The organism is Prauserella cavernicola, assembly GCF_016595675.1.
In the GTDB taxonomy this organism is placed as follows: Bacteria; Actinomycetota; Actinomycetes; order Mycobacteriales; family Pseudonocardiaceae; genus Prauserella_A; species Prauserella_A cavernicola.
The window spans coordinates 511,767-530,764 of record NZ_JAENJH010000004.1 but is presented as its reverse complement, the minus strand read 5'-3'; the positions used below and the strand labels follow the sequence as shown (position 1 = coordinate 530,764).

The window sequence follows — 18,998 nt, the reverse complement described above, 5'->3', positions numbered from 1 at the left end:
GCCCGCCGCGCCACCGGTTTGAGGCGCGCGTCGTCCGTCACGACGTGAGAGTTGTCGGTCTCATCGAACTCGCCTCGCCGTGTGCGGTGGGTGGAGGCATGCGTGTAGCGCGGGTCCGAGGTGGGTGACGACGTCGGCGCGGCCCATGCTGGCCAGCGGCTCGATGCGCACGACGTACCGGGTGAGGAAGAGCCCATTGATGACCGACGTGGCGGCGGCAGCGCGTGCCTGCCGGTTCGGGCCGTCGAGGAGGTCGACGAGGCGGGTGGTCACGTGGGCTTCAACGTAGCCGCGGAAGGCGACCTGGGTCGGACGGTCTGACTGCAGGGCGCTCAGCAGCCGGCGAGAACGCTCCTGGACCTCGGGACGGTCCCAGGTGGTGAGCAGCGCGTTCAGCAGACGGGGGACCAAGTACTCGACACCCTGGCCCGCGACGTGGTCCACGAGCCGTCCGGGACTGGCCAGCAGGTCCATGACGACCGTGAACAGTTCACCTTTGCTACCGAAGTGATAATTCACCAGCGCATGGTCGACGCCCGCAGTTTTGGCGATGCTCCTGATGGTCGTCCGAGTGTAGCCATCCCGCAGAAACAGTTCCGAAGCAGCGTCTATCAGGCGCTGTCGGGCATCTGACCCGCCAGAGGGACGTCCGCGCTTATTATTCACCATGATTGCCAGTATCCCATCGTGCTCCCGACCATGGCCGTGATCAGCAATCGGTGACGACGGGGAGGTGCTCGACGATGGGACAGCCACGGCGAGTGTGCATCGTAGGCGGCGGACCAGCCGGGATGGTGGCTGGCGTGCTGCTGGCTCGCGCCGGGGTGGAGGTCGTCGTGGTCGAGAAGTATCCGGACTTCCACCGGGACTTCCGCGGTGACACGATCCACCCCTCGACGCTGGAGGTGATGCACGAGCTCGGCTGGCTGACCGAGTTCCTGCGCCTGCCGCACGACACGATGGAGACCGTTCAGGTCGCGTTCGGTCGGCGCCGAATCACGGTCGCCGACTTCACCCGGCTGCCCGTCCACAGTCCCTACATCGCGTTCGTGCCGCAATGGGACTTCCTGTCCTTTCTCGCGGATAGGGCAGCGCACCTGCCCAGGTTCACGTTGCGACGTGACACCGAAGTGACCGGCCTCGTTTATGAGCACGGCTGCGTCGCCGGCGTACGGGCCCGCTCCGGCACCGACACCGTCCGGATCGACGCGGACCTGGTGATCGGGGCCGACGGGCGACACTCCATCACCCGCCAAGCGGCCGGGCTCCGGTTGACGGAGTCGGCCGCACCCGTCGATGTGTTCTGGCTACACATTCCCCGGCACCCGGGGGAGCAAACGCCACTGTTCACCGGCGGGCACGGATCGCTGATCTCGATCGACCGCGGCGACTACTGGCAGCTGGCCTACGCCTTCCCCCGTGGAACCGGCGAAACGCTCCGGGCTCGAGGGCTGGACGCATTGCGGTCGCGGATCACCAGCCTGCAGCCGGCCTACGCCGATCGAATCGAGGCGATCACCGACTGGGCGGATGTCCATGAGCTGACCGTCAGGGTGGACCGGTTGCGCCGCTGGCACCGGCCGGGCCTGCTGTGCATCGGCGATGCCGCGCACGCGATGTCCCCAGCCGGCGGTGTGGGGATCAACCTCGCCGTCCAAGACGCGGTGGCCACCGCCAACATCCTCGGGCCGATCCTGCGTGACCGCGTCCCGACACCTGCTGAACTCGATCGAGTGCGCCGCCGCAGGGCCTGGCCGGCTCGGGTCACGCAGCTGTTCCAGACCCACCTCATCCGCGGTCTCTACCACGACGCGTCACCGGCCACGGTCCGGCCACCCGTGATGCTGCGGTTGTTCTCCCGGCTTCCGGTTCTCCGTCAACTGGCAGGCCGATTCGTCGGTCTCGGTCTGCGACCGGAGCGCCCCGAGAACACTGAGCATCAGCTGGACTGAAGGAAATCGCTGTCAGGTTCGAGCCCTGGGCTCCACGGTCGTCGATCGGCCGAGGACGCGGTGCTACGTACGCGGGCCGGTCCGCCGGTACCGTCTCGCACCGCGATCACGGCCCGGTTGTGGATACTGCGCTCGACGACATGCGCGACATCCGCTTCAAGAATGATCGGCGCCCTGGTTCCGTGTGCGATAGAGGTACTCCCCTACCGTCCACAGTGCTTCGTGGTCGTCGCGCTCGACCCGAGCCGCGTCCGCGTGGAGTGGCGGAGGCTGTGAGGTCAGCATGATCGTTGTTTCGCCGCGCGGCATCACGCCAGATAGACGATTCAGGCATGCCCAATGACCTGAGACCAGGCAATCCGGGCACGAGCTTGCCCTCCTCGACCTCCCGGGACAACACCACGAGGCTGTTTGGCGACGTCAAGGACGAGTCGACGAGTTGGCGCGAGGACCTGCAGGCGGACTCCCGGAATCACCTGAAATGAGGGTGCCGCGAATCTCGCCGGGATTTGCGGCACCCTCATTCCAGGCTAGACTTCACCTAAAAAGAACTTCCAGCACATAGGCGCTCGGGGTTGCTGTACACATGGCGGCCTGACCATCGTTGATATAAATCTCCTTGCCAACCTTGCATTGGATCGACCCCGCAATCGACTTCTCAAAACGTGCGACTGGCAGCCAAATTCCCTTGGCAGTGACATCAGCAGACGTGGCCGAGGCCGAAGATGGCGCAGTGTGGCCGGTCGTCGGTTCCGCCACAGCGGAACCAGGCACAGCAACAGCAATACCGAGCGCCGCCATCGCAGCACCCGCACTGCACACGATCTTACGAAACATGCGCACTCCTTGACTTCGCTAAACGAACTGTTCCAGGTCTTACGCAATCGACCTTAGCGCTCGAAATCAAATATTCGCGCCACATGCCTGTTAGCACCTGCCGCCATGCGCAAACAGGCAGAACGTCAAACCGAAGCGAGATTTTTAAGTTCTTACAACATCCATCTCTCCAGGATCCGCGCAGCAAAGCGGCGGTCATCGCATTCGCTGTCGATCACGAGCCGAGCTGCCCGGCCGTGACGCCGTCGCCGAGGAACTGGACGAGCAGACCACCCCACCGGAGCGCAACTCCTACTCCGCTACCGGAGCCCCGAACGCCCGACGCCCACTTGCCGGTGGGCAGCCCCCTCGCCACGAGGCTGCATCGCAGACTTCAGCAAGGTGAACGATTCCGCCCATTGCTCCGTGCGTCGCTGCCAAGGCGTGGCGCGCGAGCGCCTCCGAACTCTGCGTAAACGACCTTCGTTTGGCCGCGCTGTCCGATGAGGCCGAGCGCACCCGGCAACTTCGCGCCCTACGACGAGCACCGCGGCTGCGAGGTCTACGACGCTCTCTGGGAGACGGTCGCCACGGCCGAGTCTCTACTGACTTAGCTCCGCGGCGACGTTGCCCACGAGCGGAGGACACACCGATCACGCCGAGCATCGCGACCCACCAGAAGCCGATATCTGCTGACACGCTGCGTGTTCGGTTGGGGATTGGCGCCACGCCAACTCGACGACTCGTCAAGATCGTTCGCGCGTGTAGAGCGCGGCCGCGACGATCGAGGCCGTGTCGCAGATGATCACTACCGGCCGAAGCCCTCGCGCAGTAACTCGTCCGCCTCTTCGGCGATGCTTCCGCCTGTCGCCGGGCGCGCACGCGAAGAAGGCCGTAGGCGAAGGTCGCTCCGCGACCGGCTGGAGGTGGCGCCGCAGCTCGCACAGTGCATCGGACACCCGGTCATCAGGGATTTCCTGGACCAGGCGCAGCAGCACCGCTCCGGACTGACCGTGACCGGCCAATATGGCCCTGACCTGCACCCGGGAGGGCCTGTTTGATTTCCGCCTGCTCAGATCCTTCGGGCCTGCAAAGCGAGTGTCCACGTTGATGGGTGGCGCAGGATCGTTGCCAGGAGCGGGATCGGGTCCGGGAACGAGTGGCGGCTGGTGATCGTCCCGTGCCGCAGTTCGAAGTGGTCGCACACCCGGAACGAGATCGCCGTGCCGGCCAGGGTCGCGGTGCAGGCGGATTCGATGAACACGGTGCCGCCGGTGACCGCCGTGTGTTCGGGGATCGCGACCATGTCGGGGAGGAGCGCGAACAGGCGGCGGAAGGTGCGCGCGATCTGTTCGTGCCCGATGGCGGTGGGCAATGCCGGCTGGGTGAAGGTCGCGTCTTCGGCGATCATCGGCAGGAAGTAGTCGAGGAAGGCGTCGGGCTTCGGCAGCGACCAGCCGCGCGCGAAGGCTTCCGGGAACTCGTCGGGGGTCACGCCGGCGCCTCCTGCTCAACGAACTCGCCGATCAGCCGGGCCAACGCCTGCGGCTGGTCGATCGGGACGAACGTGCGCGAGCCGGGGACGAGCACCATCCGCCCGCGCGGGAACGCGCCGGCCAGCCGCTCTCCCAGTGAGCGCGGGAAGAGCCGGTCCTCCTCCGCCCAGACGACCAGCACCGGCCGGTCGTAGTCGCGGAACGTGCGGGCGGCTTCGAGTGTCTGCGAGTTGGACGACCCGATCAGCAGCTTGCGGAGATCGCGCCGGATCAGCGGGTCCGCGAGGGGGTACCCCAGCTGCGAGGGGTCCCGCGTGACCGCGCCGAAGCCGAACCGGGAGCGGGCGAGGCCTGGCACGGTGAGGGCCGCGGCAACGAGTCCGAGTACGCCCGGCACCCGCGCCAGGCGGAACAACTGCCGGTATGCGCCGGGCGGGAACACCTCGAAGGCGTCGCAGGCCACGAGCACCAGTGCGGTCACCCGGCCCGGCTCGGCGGCGGTGACCAGCTGGGCGATCGCGCCGCCGCTGTCGTTGCCCACCAGCACGGCTTGCTCGACTCCCAGGGAGTCCAGCACCTCGGTCACCAGCCGTGCGATCGCCGGTGGCGAGAGTTCCGCCTCCGCGCGCATCGGCTGCTGATGTGCCCCGAACGGCCAGTCAGCGGTGATGCAGCGTCTTCCGGCCAGCGCCGTCGTCACGTCGGCCCAGACCGCCGGGCGCGCCAGCAGTCCTTGCAGGAACACCAGTGGCGGTCCCGGTGCGGTGGGCTCGCTGTCCCGGTAGCGGAGTGGTCCGAAACTCGTGTCGAGGGTTCGTTGACTCGTAGTCGGTGAATGACTCATAGTCGGCAACTATGATGCGAGTCATGATGGCTGTCAACAACCGGCGTCAGGAGTACAAGGAGCTCACGAGAGCCGCGTTGCTCGAAGCGGCCGGCAAGCAGTTCGCCCGCAGTGGCTTCTCCGCGACCAGCGTCGATGACATCGCGTTGGCCGCCCGCGTCAGCAAAGGGACCGTGTACCACCACTTCACCGATAAGGCCGAGCTGTTCGAAGCGGTCTTCCGGGAGTGGCAGCAGCAGTTGCTGGCCGAGGTCGCGCAGGCCGCCCGGCGCCACCGTGACCCCTGGACACAACTCGACGCCGCGCTGACCGCGTACCTGCAGAAGACGGTCGCCGATCCGGCCCACCGGGCACTGCTCCAGGAAGCTCCGAGCGCACTGGGCGTACAGCGCTGCCGGAAGATCGACGAAGAGCTCGGCCTGCCGGTGATCCTGGCCGCGCTGGAGGCGCTGCACGAGGACGGCCAACTCGGCCAGCAGCCCACGGACATGCTCGCCCGCGTGCTTTTCGGGGCGTTGTGCGAAGCCGCGATGACAGCCGGGGCGGACGCCGACCCTCAGCGCGCGCAGCGGGAAGCGGCGACGGCGCTGCGCACGATCACGGCAGGGCTCCGTCGCGGGTGAGCGACATGTGAAACCCTGCTCATCCGCGGTCCAGCACCTCGCCGAACAGCCGGCTTACGACGGCGGTCTCCTTCGGGTCCGCGGCCTCCCGCGGGGCCGCCGGCGCGACTTGACGCTCAGGCAGCGAAGCAGGTCGATCTCGGAGATCGGTGCGTCGGCCGAGCGAGGGCGGTGTCGGTGTCGAACCGGCCGGTGCTGTACTCCACGAGCCCGGCCAGACCGGCAGCGCGATCGTTTCCGGCATCCCAGCGATCGTCCGGCGCCACTGGACGAGCTGGTCACCGAGATCGAGATTGCCCTGCCACCAGCGCCGCAACATCCGATGGAAGCTCTCCGCCGGTGGCACGGTCGCCTCGGACACGACGAGCGACGACGAACGACTCAGCACGACGAGCCCTGGCGCGGGTCTCGGCCACAACCGCAAGCCAGATTATTTCACTTCGCTCATACGCCTCGCGGTCAGCAGATAGACCCCATAGCCGGGGATCATGGAGTTCTCTTCGACCACCACCGTGAACCCCTTGCTCGCGAGCAAGGATGTGATCATCCCGAGCGAGCCGTCCACGTCTTCCACCTCCACGACCACCTGACCGATCTTCGCCCAGTCGTCGTCCTCGACGCCGCGCAGCACTTCGAGCTCGGCCTTTTCGACGTCGACCTTGAGCAGATCGACCTTGGTGACGCCCTGTTCCCGGAACACGTCGGACAACCGAACGACCCGCGTGTCGATCGTCTCCGGGCTGACGTCCATATCAGCCGCCAGCTCCTTGACATCGACGTCGTCGGGCAACGCGAGATATTCCCGGATGCCGGCACTGGACTCCTCGTCGATCTGGGTACCGGTTTCTATCTTGTGCCCCGGGTAGAACCCCGAGATCAGCGTCGCCCCTGGGTAGTAGATCAACTTGCGCGACCCGGCGGTGTCGGACACGGCGGCCCGGTCCGCCACCGCCTTCACCCCGTGCCGCGCGATGTTCGCCTCCAAGGCCGCGTAAGGAAGGGGACCGGGCTCGAATGCGTACACCGTCACATCCGGCGCTTCGAGAGCGGCCTGGACGGCGAACATGCCGATGTTCGCTCCCACGTCGAACACGACGCCGCCGGGCGGGATCGTGATCCCGTGCCCCAGATAGCAGCGGTCCATGAAGATCTCGCGATGCAGGAAATACGTTTCTCCGATATGGACGCAGTCGACGGTGATCCCGTTCTGCAGAGTCAGCTCAGGCATGACGAATCCTTCTCCTGTGTTGGGCGTTTCCGTGTGCCACCGGTGCACGTGGTCCGATTTCGCGGGCGCAGCCGGATCGACAGCTCGCCGAGTCGGATCATCATCGGGCAAGGGTTCCCCTTCCGGCTCTTTCACCAGGCTGACCTCGGGAAAACGCGTGAAGAATCGCAACAACGCGACTTCCGCTTCGCTCCTCCGGCCCGGAAGTTCTCATGACCGGGCCTCGATCTTCCCGGACAAGTCCTCGACCACCAGCCGCTGCGCGTACGCGGGGGCACCGGCGTCGGCGGGCGGCAGCACCAGGCACGTTCGCTCGCGGGCGAACTCCGCCACCAGCTCGTCCAGCTCCGAGTCCACCGCGTGCAGCGAGGTCAGGTCCACGACCGCGAGCCGCGGCGCCCGGCCGAATGCCCGAAGCACTCCGAAACACGCTCTGTCCGACTCGGACAGAGTGGTCGAGTCCGTCGCCCGCATCCGCTGCGCGGCCCGGAGGGCGACCTCGGATTCCGGCAAGCCGACCAGCTCGTCGGACGTCGGATCCGCCGGGCCCACCCAGTGCACGTTCCGCTCGACCTCGCCGGGTGCGATGTCCGCGATGGGCGTCCCGCCCACGAGAACTCTGCCCGACGGCGGCGCGAGATTACCGGTCGCGAGCTCGGCGAGGGTGAGCCGAATGCCGTCCGAACCACCGAGCAAGGCGGTGCAACTCCTTGCGGCCAGGCGGAAACCGAACGGCACCTGGCCCACCGCCAGGCCGACCTCGGCGAACTCGATGTCATCGTGTTCGGGCCAGTCCTGCTGCGCCCCTGGGTCGCCGTCAAGCAGTTCACCGACGTTGCGGAGAACCTCACGCGAGTTCAGCACCGTGCTCGCCAGCAGGGCCGCTTCCGTCGTCGGCCGGACCATGAGCGCGGACAACAGGATCAGCGCCACCGCCGTCACGGGATCGCCGTCGGTCACCACGAACACGCTCACCGCCATCGCCCCGCACAGCAAGAGCTCGATCGAACGCCACAGCAGGACCTCACCGGCGGCGGGCAACACAATCGACGAGATCCGCCGGGCGGCACCGGCGGGGGGCTGAACCGGCCACGAACGGACGCGCTCCAGCCACTGCGCGGCATCCGGTTCCGTCGTCGCCGTGAGCATCCTGGCCGCCGCGAACGCAAGGACCAGCGACACGATCCAGGCGACCGCGATCAGCATTGCCGCCGCCGGGGCGGCGAAGACCGCAATGACGATCACCGACATGGGGGTCACCACCGCCGCGACCAACGGGCGCAACACGTGCGCCGGCAGCCCCATCAGCACGACGATGGCACTGCTGTCGAGCGCGGCCAGCCGATCCGAACGAGCCGCGCCCAGCTGGTGCGCGGGCAACTGCGAGATGCGCTGGGACACGGTGCGGTTGACCGTGGTGACCAGTTGGGCGCCCAGCTCGTTGCCCATCGGGACACTGCGGTGATGCAGTACCGACTGCACGGCCGCGACCACCACCAGCGCCGCGATCCAGGGCCACGCCACCCTCGGCTCGGGCGCGAAGAGAGCCCGCGCGATCGGCACGATCAACGCGAAGGCGATTCCCTGCAGTACCGCGCCGGCGACCAGCGACAACGAGAGGGCCGACAGCGCACGCCTGTCCGTGCCCCGCAGGAATGAGGTGAGGACGTTTTTCATCGGGACTCCTCGGCGATGGCGGAAACCGGATGGGTGCCGGACTCGGCGAGGTGGCCGTCCACGACCACCCGAACCTCGCCCGTCCCGACCCCGGCGGTGTCCGGTGTCACGACCAGGACCGCGGTTTTCGGGGCAAGTTCGGCGACGGCGTCGGCGAGCACGTCAGCCGGTAGCGCACGCGCGTCGAGCACCACCAGCCTGCTGTCCGCGGCCAGCGCTCGGGCCAGCGCCAGCCGTTGCGACTCCGCCGGGGACAGCCGCACATCGATGTCCACAATGGATTCATAGCCTTTTGGTGTCGCGGCCACGAGGTCGTGCACCCGCGCGATCCGCGCGCACCGCTCGGCCTCAGCCGGACGGCCGTCCGCAATGTAGGCACTGATCTCGCCGAGCACCACCGCCGGTTCGACGTCCACCACGCAGATCCGGTCCGCGGGAACTTGGGTCGAGGTCGTCGCGACCACTCGGGTGGCGTCCCGCGGGTCGGCCGCGACCACTGTCAGCACACCGGTTTCCGGGACCGTGAGCCCCTCGATCGGCTCCGGTTCCTCCCGGGTCCCCGCGATCACGGCGCCCAGCCGCGTGGCCGCGAGCTTGCCCTCGCCGATCTCCTCAAGGTAGTACGTGATAGCCAGCAACGGTGCGGCCAGTCCGGTCCCGACCACGACGAACGGCAGCAGATCGACCGCAGGCAGCCAGCCTGCCTGCACCAGCAACCCGCCGCCGCACAGCACGAACACGAGCACGGTCAAAGGCGCGAACGCGATCTCCGCGAGAGCGCGGCCGCTGAGCAGTTCCCCGATGCGCTGCCGGAAGTACTCGCCGAACCTGTCGGTCTGGACGGTCAGCTCCCGCGCCGCCCGCAAGGTACGCGCCGCCACGCTCGCGCGGGTGCCGGCCTGGCCGACCCGTTCCCCCAGGGGCAACACGGGCCGGGCCGAATCGAGCGCGGAGACATTGGCTTCGTAGTCCACCTTCATCTCCTTGGCGTAGCGCACGGAGATGAACCCGAACACGCCGAATCCCAGCAGGATCGGCAGCAGGGTCACCAGTGCCATCAGCCAGTCGACCCAGAACAGGTAGCCGATCGACAACACGAAAACCAGCACCGCCGAGACGAACTCCGGAGTCGCCCGGCCCACCATCACGCCGACCGAGGAAATGTCCCGCCCCAGCGTCGTCCCGTGCTCGCGCCAGCTCGCGTGCAGCGCTCCCGCGGGTAACGCCGCTCGTAGGCGGAAGGCCACGCCGGCGCGCAGCGCCTCCCGCGTACGCGTTCCCGCGTCGCGACTGAGTACGCGGCCGACGAACTGCACGGCGGCACCGAAGAGCACCACCGCGACGGCCGACACGACCAGTACCGCCGGCGAGCCACCGCTGTCGCCGAGCAGCCGGCGGCAGACCTCGACCACCAGAACCAGCGAGGCCACCGTGGTCACCGCGCCGAGCGCTTCCAGGACGAGCGACGTGCGTACCCGCCAGCCGATCCCGTCGCCGCTCATCGCCCGGCCACCGGGCGGCCGCCGAACCCGCGGGACAGTCGCACTATTGTCCGAGAACCGTTATCGCCCAGAATATTCATGAATTCCTCATCACGCTCGTGGTGTACCGGTTAAAGTCCCTGCGCCGCAAGCCATTCCTCGATGACTGCGCGGGTGCCCGAGATCTGGTCCTCCATGACCGTGAAATGGTCCCCGGGTGTGCTGACGAGGGTGTGCGGGAACGGCCAGGCAACGTCCACACCCGCTTCCTGGAAGGGCAGCGGATCGGCCGCCCGCACGAACAGTGTCGGCACGTCCACCTCGGCAGGGGTGAACTCCTCCAGCAGCGAGTGGTAGCGCCCCATCGCGGTCAGCCGTTCACCGCTGAGCGCCTCCGGGCCAAGAATGTACTCGCGGGCGAACAGACCCGCGAGCATCGCTTCGGCGGTGCGGGCGGAGAACTGAGCCGCGGACTGGAACGTGTCGATCAGGATCGTCGCCGCCGGTGCGAGGCCGCGCTGCACGGCCTGCATGGCGACGGCTTGCGCGATCAGGCCACCTGCCGAATGCCCGAGCAGGACGAACGGTCCGGTCCCCACAGCCTCCCGTAGCGCGGCGAGCTGGCATTCGACGAACGCGGCGAACGAGTCCGGCACCTGCTGCCCGTCGGTAAAACCCGGGTTCGTCAGAGCCAGCACCTCGCGGACGTCATCGGCCGCCTGCGCCAGCTGGACGTACTGGATGGGTCCCGCCGTGGCCGTAATCGCCGGAAGGCAGACCAGCGGCGGACGGCCGGTGTCCTCGCCGGCCAGCCGGACCGGCGGCAGTGCGTGCCCGGCCGCATCTCCTTCGGCGAACGAGGACCGAAGGCCGCCCGCCAGCTTGATCAGTTCCATCCCGGTGGTGCTGGCTTGTCCGGACTCATAGGAGCGCCGGTAGAGGCCCTCGACGCTGTCGAAAGCGGCTTCCCGGGGGCCGGTAGGCAATGCGGCATCGCCTTCGCCCGGCCCCTTCTCCAGCACCTCCGCGAGATGGTCTCGCAACCGGTCCGCCGTCGAGTACTCGAAGATCGTCGTCGCTGACAGGCGCGTGCCGAGCAGCGCGCCGAGCCGGTCGCGTAGCTCGATGCCGGCCATGGAATCGACCCCGAGATCGCGGAAGTCGGTGTCCTCGTTCACCTCCTCGAGGTCGGCCAACCCGAGAACGGCGGCCAGTTCGGAGCGCACGACGGTGAGCAGCCGCGCACCGCGGTCGTCGGCGGACAGCGCGCGCAGTTCCGCGGAGATGTTCTCCGGTGCCGGTACCGCCGGGCCCGAACCCACCTGCGCGGCCGGGGCGTCCAGCCAGTAAGCCGAGTGCTGGAAGGCGTAGTTCGGCAGCTCCACCCGGCCGCGCGGACGCGGGAGCAGCGCGCCCCACTCGATCTCGACGCCGTGGCACCACAGCCGCGCCGCCGCGCGCACCACCGAGGCGCGTTCCCCGCCCTCGCCGTCGAACGTTCCGACGACCGCCGCCGTCCCGGCCAGCTCCGCCGTCCGCGACGCCGAGGCCCGAAACGGCCCCAGCTCGACGACCGTGTCGATACCCGCCTCCAGCAGCGCTCCCATCGCGGCGGCGAGTTCGTCGGGCTTGTGCTGGTCGGTGTCCCAGTAGTCCTCGATGGCCGCGCTATCGATGCGTCCTGGCCGCACGCCCGAGTAGAGCGGGACCTCACCCGGCCCGAACGCGACCTCGGCCATCGCGGTGCGCAGCAGCTCGCGGGCACGCCCCGCCGAGTCCTCATTCGCTCCGGCGAGGCCGACGGCAGTCCGACGAGCCACCAGGACCGCGCCGTCGGATAACGAGGTCGCGCCGGCCGCGCAGGCCGCCGCGACCTCGCCGTGGTCCCAGCCGAGCATCGCGGCCGGGACCACGCCCAGCGACTGCCACATCCGCGCCAGCGACACCATGACCGCCCAGGAGACCGGCCCACTGAGCCGCTCCTGTCCGGGGCCGTCCGGATGGGTGAGCGCCTCGAAGAGGTCTCCGTCGACGTGCGGGGCGAGCGCTTCGGCGCACTCCCGGAAAGCCGCGGCGAAGACCGGAGAGGACTCGAAGAACGCGGCACCCGAGTGCGCTGGATCGGTGCCCTGACCCGGGAACACGAACGCGACCTTCGGTTTCCGCTTCACGACGCCCTGGATCAGTTCCGCGCCACCGGTCTCGTCGCGCACCAGCGTGCCCAGCGCGGTCCCGAAACCGGGGAGATCCGCAGCGAGCACGACCGCGCGATGGTCGAACCAGGTGCGCGTGGTCGCCAATGCAGCCGCCACCTCGGCCGCCGGCAGGCTGGTCCGATCGGCGAACTCCCGCAACCGATCGGCCTGGCCATGCAGGGCCGCCGCGGACTTCGCCGACAGTGTCCACGGCACCACGTCACCGGGTTCGGTGTCGAAGACGACCGCGGCAGGCTCGCCACGGAGCACCGAATCCGGCGCCTGTTGGAGAATCACGTGTGCGTTGGTGCCGCTGATGCCGAAGGCGGAGATCGCGGCGCGGCGCGGCGCTCCGGAATCCGGCCACGAGACGGCCCGCGTCACGAGGTCCACGTTGCCGGAGGCCCAGTCCACGTGCGGGCTGGGCTCGTCGACGTGCAGTGTCGCGGGCACGATGCCGTGCCGCATGGCGAGTACCATCTTCATGACGCCGGCGACGCCCGCCGCGGCCTGCGTGTGACCGAGGTTCGACTTCACCGAGCCCAGCAGGAAGGGGTTCGCACGGTCGCGGCCGTAGGTCTCCAGCAGAGCGGTCGCCTCGATCGGGTCGCCGAGCGGCGTCCCGGTGCCGTGCGCCTCGATCACGTCCACCTCGTCCGGCCGGAGCCCGGCGCCCGCGAGCGCCTGCCGGATCACCCGCTGCTGCGCCGCACCGCTGGGCGCGGTCATGCCGTTGGAGGCACCGTCCTGGTTGACCGCCGTACCCCGCACCACCGCCAGTACGTCGTGTCTGTTCGCGATGGCGTCGGAAAGCCTTTCGACAAGAAGGATTCCCGCGCCTTCCGCCCACGCGGTCCCGTCCGCCGACGCGGCGAACGCCTTGCAGCGGGCGTCTTCGGCCAGTCCGCGCTGACGGCTGAACTCGGTGAACGCCGCCGGGGTGGCCATCACCGTCGCACCGCCCGCGAGCGCGAGATCGCACGCCCCACGCTGCAGTGCGGCCACCGCCATGTCGAGCGCGACCAGTGACGACGAGCACGCGGTGTCCACGGTGACCGCGGGGCCTTCGAAACCGAATGTGTAGGCGACCCGGCCGGATGCGACGCTGCCCGCGTTGCCGTTGCTCAGATATCCCGCGATCTCCTCCGGCACATGGTTGAGTCGGGCGATGTAGTCGTGGTACATCAGGCCGGTGAACACGCCGGTCCGGCTGCCGCGCAACCGCTGCACGTCGAGGTTCGCGTTCTCCAGCGCCTCCCAGGTCAGTTCGAGCAGCAGGCGGTGCTGCGGATCCATCGCCATCGCCTCACGCGGCGCGATGCCGAAGAAGCCCGCGTCGAAACCTGCGGCGTCGTAAAGGAAACTGCCCTTCTCGACGTAGGTGGTGCCCGCCTCGCCCGCCGAGCCGAAGAGCCGCTCGAGGTCCCAGCCCCGATCGCCGGGGAACGGTCCGATGCCTTCGCCTCCGGCGAGCAGGAACTCCCACAGCTGCTCGGGTGAGCCCACCCCGCCGGGGTAACGGCAGCTCATCCCGACGATGGCGATCGGCTCGTCGCCGCCGCCAGCGACGGTGACCGGCGCGGAGATCGTCTCGGCGCCGAGCAGCTCGGTGCCGAGATGAGCGGCGAGCGCCTCCGGGCTCGGGTGGTCGAAGACCAGGGTGACGGGCAACCGGACCCCGGTGGTCTCGGCGAGCATGTTGCGCAGTTCGACCGCGCTCAGGGAGTCGAACCCGAGGTCCGAAAAGGACTGTGTGGGGGTGATGTCCTCGGCGTCGTCGTAGGCCAGGACCACCGCGACGTGTTCGCACACGATGCGCACCAGCGCCGCGGCACGATCGTCAGGGCTCATGCCGGCCACGCGCTCGTGCCAGTCCGGCTCGGGTTCGCTCGGCGCAACGGCCCGGCGCGGCGTGACGAGGGCACGCAGGATGGCGGGCGGCTCAGCGTTCGCGCTCAGGTCGAGCCAAGCGGGCATCAGCACGGGTCCGGGCCTGGCCGTCGCGGCGTCGAACAGCGCGGTGCATTCGGCCTCCGGCATTCCGCGCACGCCACCGCGGCTCAGCCGGCCGCGGTCGGCGTCCCCGAGTTTGCCGGTCATGGTGCTGACTTCGGCCCACAGCCCCCACGCCAGCGAGTGCGCGGCCAGGCCGAGCCCGTGGCGGTGGTGTGCGAGCGCGTCGAGAAAACCGTTGGCGGCGGCGTAGTTCGCCTGTCCCTGTGCCCCGAACATACCTGCCGCCGAGGAACACAGCACGAACAGCTCGAGGTCGAGCTCACGGGTCAGCTCGTGCAGGTGCCAGGCGGCATTCACCTTGGGCCGGAATACTTCCGCGATGCTCTCGGAGGTCATCGACACGACCGTGCCGTCGTCGAGCACCCCCGCCGCGTGCACGACGCCGCACAGCCGCGGAAGGGTGTCCAGCAGTGCGGCCAGCGCTTCGCGGTCGCCCACGTCACAGGCGACGCTGCGCACGGTGGCGCCCTCGTGCCGAAGCTGCGCCAGCTCTTCGGTCTCCACTCCGCTCCGGCTCGCCACCACCAGGTCCCGCACCCCGCGCTCACGCACGAGATGCCGCGCGAGCGTGGAACCGACCACGCCGGTTCCGCCGGTGACCAGCACGGTCCCCCGCAGGGCCGGGGCCGGTCCGACATCCGGGTTCGGCCGGACCAAACGCGGCACGAACACGGTGCCACCGCGCACCGCACCCTCGGGCTCGGCCGCCGCCACCATTTCGCGCAGGACGTCCGATCCCACCTCGGTATCGGCATCGGTGTCGAGAAGCAGGAACCGGTCCGGATGCTCGGACCGGGCCGACCGGGCGAACCCCAGCACGGCGGCCTGCACCGGATCGATCTGCCCGTCGCCGACCGCGGCACCTCGCCGCGTCCGGATCACCAGGCGGCATGCGGACGCATCGTGCGCCCACTCCCGCACGCTCGCGGCGACCGACGCGACGGCCGCGAGCGCGTCGTCGGCCGGTCCGCCCTCGCCCGCGGTGAACCGGGCACAGTCGAGCAGCGCGAACTCCGCGTCCTGCGGCACCTGGCCGGATTCCCATCGCGACAGGGCCTCGCCACCGGCGAGATCCGCCCACCGGTCCCAGCGCAGGGCGAACAACGCCTCGTCCGCTCCGCGGGCCGCAGCGGCGGTGGCCGAACGCAGCACCAGTTCGTCCACACCGAGTAGTGCCCGTCCCGTGGCGTCGGTGACCCGTACCCGCGCGGAGGATCCGGCCACCGACAGCCAGACCCGCACCGAACGCGCGCCCGCGGCCCAGATCTGCGCACCGGACCAGGCGAAGGGCACCCGCGCCGTGTCGTCCTCGGTCGCGAAGCCCAGGGCGTGCAGCGCGGCGTCGAGCAGTGCGGGGTGCATGCCGAACGCGCCGGCCTCGGACGCGAGGGCCTCGGGCAGCGCAGCCTCGGCGAACACATCGCCGCCGCGCCGCCAAACCCGTTGCAGTCCCTGGAAAGCCGGCCCGTAGGCATACCCCTGTTCCGCGATGGCGGCATAGAAATCGGTGAGCTCGACGGGCTCGGCCCCCTGCGGCGGCCAGGTCGCGGCCGTCAACGCGCCGAAGTCGGCCGCGCGGGCAACGCCCGTCCCGGGCACGAGAACCCCTTCGGCATGACGGGTCCAGGGCGCGTGCCCGGCGTCGGGTCGCGAGTGGATGGTCAGCGCACGGGCGCCGTGGGCGTCCGCTTCTCCGATGAGCACCTGCACCTGCACGGCTGCCACCGCGTCCAGTTCCAGCGGCGTCTCCAGGGTCAGGTCCCGCAGCCCGGCACATCCGACCTGCCTGCCCGCGTGCAGCGCGAACTCGACGAAAGCCGTGCCCGGCACCAGAATCCGGCCCAGAATGGCGTGGTCGGCGAGCCAGGGCAGGTCGGCGACCGAGAGCCGCCCGGTAAACAGCTGCGTATCGCCGCCCGCCAGGTGCACGGTCGCACCGAGGAGCGGATGATCCAGGCCGGACAGGCCGGCCGAGGTCAGATCGCCCACACGGCGGGTCCCACTCGGCCAGAACCGCCGCCGGGTGAAAGGGTAGGTGGGCAGGTCCCGGCTGGGCGACGCCGCGGGCAGCAGCGCGTTCCAGTCGATCTCGGCGCCGTGTACCCACAGGGTCACCACCGCGCGCAGGAGTGTCTCCGCCTGGGGGCGTTTGCGGTGGGCGATCGATGTGACGACCGCCTTGTTGTGCCGCAGGCTGTCCTCGATCGCGCCGGTCAGCGCGGCGTGCGGGCCCACCTCCAGGAACACGTCCGCGTCGTCCTCGGCACGGCGCACCGCGTCCTCGAACCGGACGGTCCGGCGGGCGTGGTCGAGCCAGTACTCGGGCGAGGCCAGTTCCGCCGGTGCGATGCGATCCCCGGTGACCGTGGAGATTACCGGGATCGTCGCCTCGCCCCAGTCCAGTCCGGCGAGAACGGTGCGAAACCGGTCGAGCATCGGATCCATCAGCGGCGAGTGGAAGGCGTGACTGACACGCAACCGCGAGGCGCGGTGCCCCGCGCCCTCGGCGAGGTCGACCACCCGCCCCACGATGTCGTCGGGGCCGGACACGACCACGGCACCGGGTCCGTTGACCGCGGCCAGCGCGATCCGGTCGTCCCCGGTTTCACGCAGCCACGCGGTGACAGTGGCCGCGCCGGCCTCGATCGCCGCCATTGCACCACCCTCGGGCAGGTGCTGCATCAGCCTTCCGCGCTCGACGGCCAGGGTCACCGCGTCGGCCAGCGACAACGCGCCCGCGACATGGGTGGCGGCGATCTCGCCGACGGAGTGGCCGAGCAGCAGATCGGGCCGCACCCCCCACGATGCGAGAGTGCGCAGCGCCGCCACTTCCACCGCGAACAGCGCGATCTGCGTGTACTCGGTGCGGTCCAGGCTGTCGCCGTCGGCGGCGAAGACGACCTCGGCGAGCGGCGATTCGAGCCGCTCGTCCGCGAGCGCGCAGATCTCGTCGAAAACCCGGGCGAACACGGCGTGGTCGTCGTACCACTCCCGCGCCATGCCCGCCCACTGCGCGCCCTGGCCGGAGAACACGACCGCGATCCGGACGCGCTGGTGCGCGGTCCCGCGCACCAGCCGCCCGGCGTCGAGTGCCTTGGCGAAACCTGCCGCGTCCGCGGCCACGGCCACGGCGCGGTGTTCGAACCGGGCGCGGGTAGTGACCAGGCCCGTCGCCACGCCGGCCACGTCCGCGCCCGCGGCCGCGTACCCGGCGAACGACTCGATCTGGCCGCTCAGCTCGCTTTCCGATTTCGCCGAGAGCAGCCACGGCACCGGGCCGGTCTCCTGCGCCGTAGCGATTTCCGTGTCCGGCGCCTGTTCCACTACGACGTGGGCGTTCGTCCCGCTGATACCGAACGCCGACACACCTGCCCGCCGTGGCCGCTGCACCCGCGGCCACGGCCCGCTCTCAACGCTGATCCGGACCGCCCCGGAATTCCAGTCCACTTTGGATGAACGTTCGGTCACGTGCAACGTCGGGGGCACCTCGGCGTGCCGCAGCGCCTGGATCACCTTGATCAGCCCCGCAGCGCCCGCTGCGGCCTGTGTATGGCCGATGTTCGACTTGACCGATCCGAGCAGCACCGGCTCGGCGCCATCCCGGCCCTGCCCGTAGGTGGCGAGCAGGGCCTGCGCCTCGATCGGATCCCCCAGCGAGGTTCCGGTGCCGTGCGCTTCGACCAGATCCACGTCGCCGGATCGCAGGCCCGCGTCGTCCAGCGCCTGGTTGATCACCCGTTGCTGGGAGGGACCGCTCGGCGCGGTCAGCCCGTTCGACGCGCCGTCCTGGTTCACCGCCGATCCGCGCACGACCGCCAGCACCCGGTGCCCCAGGCGCCGTGCGTCCGACAGCCGCTCCACCAGCAGTACCCCGGCGCCCTCACCCCACGAGGTGCCGTCCGCGGAGTCCGCGAACGCCTTGCACCGGCCGTCCGCCGCCAGTCCGCCCTGCCGCCCGAACTCGGCGAACACGCCGGGCGTCGACATCACCGTCACCCCGCCGACCAGGGCGAGCCCGCAGTCACCGGCCCGCAGCGCCCGTGCGGCGAGGTGCAGGGCGACCAGCGAGGACGAGCACGCGGTATCCACCGTGACCGCGGGCCCTTCGAAGCCGTACACGTAGGAAATGCGGCCGGACACTACGCTGGCAGTGGTCCCGGTGAGCACGTGGCCGTGCGACTCGTGGCCGGACCGGGTGAGCAGGGCACCGTAGTCGGAGCCGTTGACCCCGAGGAACACCCCGACCCGGCTGCCACGCAGGACGGTCGGGTCGAGCCCCGCGTCCTCGAACGCCTCCCAACTCGTCTCCAGGACCATCCGCTGCTGCGGGTCCATCTCGATCGCCTCACGCGGGGCGATCCCGAAGAACCCGGCCGCGAACTCGGTGGCCGAGTGCAGAAAGCCGCCCTGCCTGCGCGGTCCGTCCTGGAACGCGGGCCAGCCTCGGTCGGAGGGAAAGTCCCCGATGGCGTCCCGGCCGTCGCGGATGAGCTGCCAGAACGCCTCGGGTGTGTCGGCTCCTCCGGGGAACCGGCAGCTCATCCCGACGACCGCGATCGGCTCGCGATCCGCGTCCTCCAGATCGCGGACCCGTTGCCGGGTGCGTTTGAGATCCGCCGTGACCCGCTTCAGGTACCCGACGACCTCGTCCTTCTCAGCCATGTGCAGCC

General features: G+C 69.6%; 10 protein-coding genes and 2 pseudogenes. 2 read left to right on the top strand and 10 right to left on the bottom strand.

The genetic code is table 11. From position 1 onward, the window contains the following. Window positions 1-60: 60 nt before the first annotated feature. Window positions 61-669 carry a TetR/AcrR family transcriptional regulator gene (locus tag JHE00_RS19975; protein WP_200320213.1) on the bottom strand — a complete coding sequence of 203 codons (609 nt, stop codon included), beginning with the start codon at window positions 667-669 and terminating at the stop codon, window positions 61-63. A 74-nt stretch (window positions 670-743) separates the two neighbouring features. On the opposite strand from JHE00_RS19975, the gene JHE00_RS19970 reads away from it, so the two are divergent. Beyond that, window positions 744-1,952 (top strand): FAD-dependent oxidoreductase, encoded by a 1,209-nt coding sequence (locus JHE00_RS19970; RefSeq protein WP_200320211.1) that lies wholly within the window; start codon window positions 744-746, stop codon window positions 1,950-1,952. A 537-nt stretch (window positions 1,953-2,489) separates the two neighbouring features. Here JHE00_RS19970 and JHE00_RS19965 read toward each other — a convergent pair. From JHE00_RS19965 to JHE00_RS19955, 3 genes are all read right to left on the bottom strand, one after another. Further along, entirely contained in the window at window positions 2,490-2,789 is a 300-nt protein-coding gene (locus JHE00_RS19965; RefSeq protein ID WP_200320209.1) for a hypothetical protein, read from the bottom strand. 1,051 nt (window positions 2,790-3,840) lie between these two features. Then, window positions 3,841-4,263, bottom strand: a complete 423-nt coding sequence (locus tag JHE00_RS19960) for a nuclear transport factor 2 family protein (RefSeq protein ID WP_200320207.1) — start codon at window positions 4,261-4,263, stop codon at window positions 3,841-3,843. Beyond that, window positions 4,260-5,009 (bottom strand): alpha/beta fold hydrolase, encoded by a 750-nt coding sequence (locus tag JHE00_RS19955; RefSeq protein WP_200320205.1) that lies wholly within the window; start codon window positions 5,007-5,009, stop codon window positions 4,260-4,262. Before JHE00_RS19955 ends, JHE00_RS19960 begins: the two co-directional genes overlap by 4 nt. A 122-nt stretch (window positions 5,010-5,131) precedes the next feature. Between JHE00_RS19955 and JHE00_RS19950 the strand changes: the two genes are divergently transcribed. Further along, window positions 5,132-5,731 (top strand): TetR family C-terminal domain-containing protein, encoded by a 600-nt coding sequence (locus JHE00_RS19950; RefSeq protein WP_200320203.1) that lies wholly within the window; start codon window positions 5,132-5,134, stop codon window positions 5,729-5,731. Between the two features lie 19 nt (window positions 5,732-5,750). On the opposite strand, the gene JHE00_RS19945 is transcribed toward JHE00_RS19950, so the two are convergent. The 6 genes and pseudogenes from JHE00_RS19945 to JHE00_RS36210 form a co-directional block, all read right to left on the bottom strand. Further along, the gene (locus tag JHE00_RS19945; protein ID WP_200320201.1) at window positions 5,751-6,092 is read right to left on the bottom strand and encodes a hypothetical protein; all 342 of its coding nucleotides are present in this window, start codon (window positions 6,090-6,092) and stop codon (window positions 5,751-5,753) included. A gap of 69 nt (window positions 6,093-6,161) precedes the next feature. Beyond that, window positions 6,162-6,959 (bottom strand): FkbM family methyltransferase, encoded by a 798-nt coding sequence (locus tag JHE00_RS19940; protein ID WP_200320199.1) that lies wholly within the window; start codon window positions 6,957-6,959, stop codon window positions 6,162-6,164. A 210-nt stretch (window positions 6,960-7,169) separates the two neighbouring features. Further along, complete coding sequence (locus JHE00_RS19935; RefSeq protein WP_200320197.1) at window positions 7,170-8,636, bottom strand: ABC transporter ATP-binding protein; 1,467 nt, start codon at window positions 8,634-8,636, stop codon at window positions 7,170-7,172. Then, window positions 8,633-10,138 carry an ABC transporter ATP-binding protein gene (locus JHE00_RS19930; protein WP_200320195.1) on the bottom strand — a complete coding sequence of 502 codons (1,506 nt, stop codon included), beginning with the start codon at window positions 10,136-10,138 and terminating at the stop codon, window positions 8,633-8,635. Before JHE00_RS19930 ends, JHE00_RS19935 begins: the two co-directional genes overlap by 4 nt. A gap of 110 nt (window positions 10,139-10,248) precedes the next feature. After that, window positions 10,249-13,803, bottom strand: a pseudogene (locus JHE00_RS36215) (type I polyketide synthase); the annotation flags it as partial. 183 nt (window positions 13,804-13,986) lie between these two features. Further along, a pseudogene (locus JHE00_RS36210) lies at window positions 13,987-18,960 on the bottom strand (type I polyketide synthase); the annotation flags it as partial. Between the last annotated feature and the right edge of the window lie 38 nt (window positions 18,961-18,998).

Bases quoted from the DNA above. Each gene is read 5' to 3' on its own strand.
- JHE00_RS19975 (WP_200320213.1), bottom strand. From the start codon at position 669: ATGGTGAATAATAAGCGCGGACGTCCCTCTGGCGGGTCAGATGCCCGA.
- JHE00_RS19935 (WP_200320197.1), bottom strand. From the start codon at position 8,636: ATGAAAAACGTCCTCACCTCATTCCTGCGGGGCACGGACAGGCGTGCG.
- JHE00_RS19970 (WP_200320211.1), top strand. From the start codon at position 744: ATGGGACAGCCACGGCGAGTGTGCATCGTAGGCGGCGGACCAGCCGGG.
- JHE00_RS19930 (WP_200320195.1), bottom strand. From the start codon at position 10,138: ATGAGCGGCGACGGGATCGGCTGGCGGGTACGCACGTCGCTCGTCCTG.
- JHE00_RS19950 (WP_200320203.1), top strand. From the start codon at position 5,132: ATGATGGCTGTCAACAACCGGCGTCAGGAGTACAAGGAGCTCACGAGA.
- JHE00_RS19940 (WP_200320199.1), bottom strand. From the start codon at position 6,959: ATGCCTGAGCTGACTCTGCAGAACGGGATCACCGTCGACTGCGTCCAT.
- JHE00_RS19965 (WP_200320209.1), bottom strand. From the start codon at position 2,789: ATGTTTCGTAAGATCGTGTGCAGTGCGGGTGCTGCGATGGCGGCGCTC.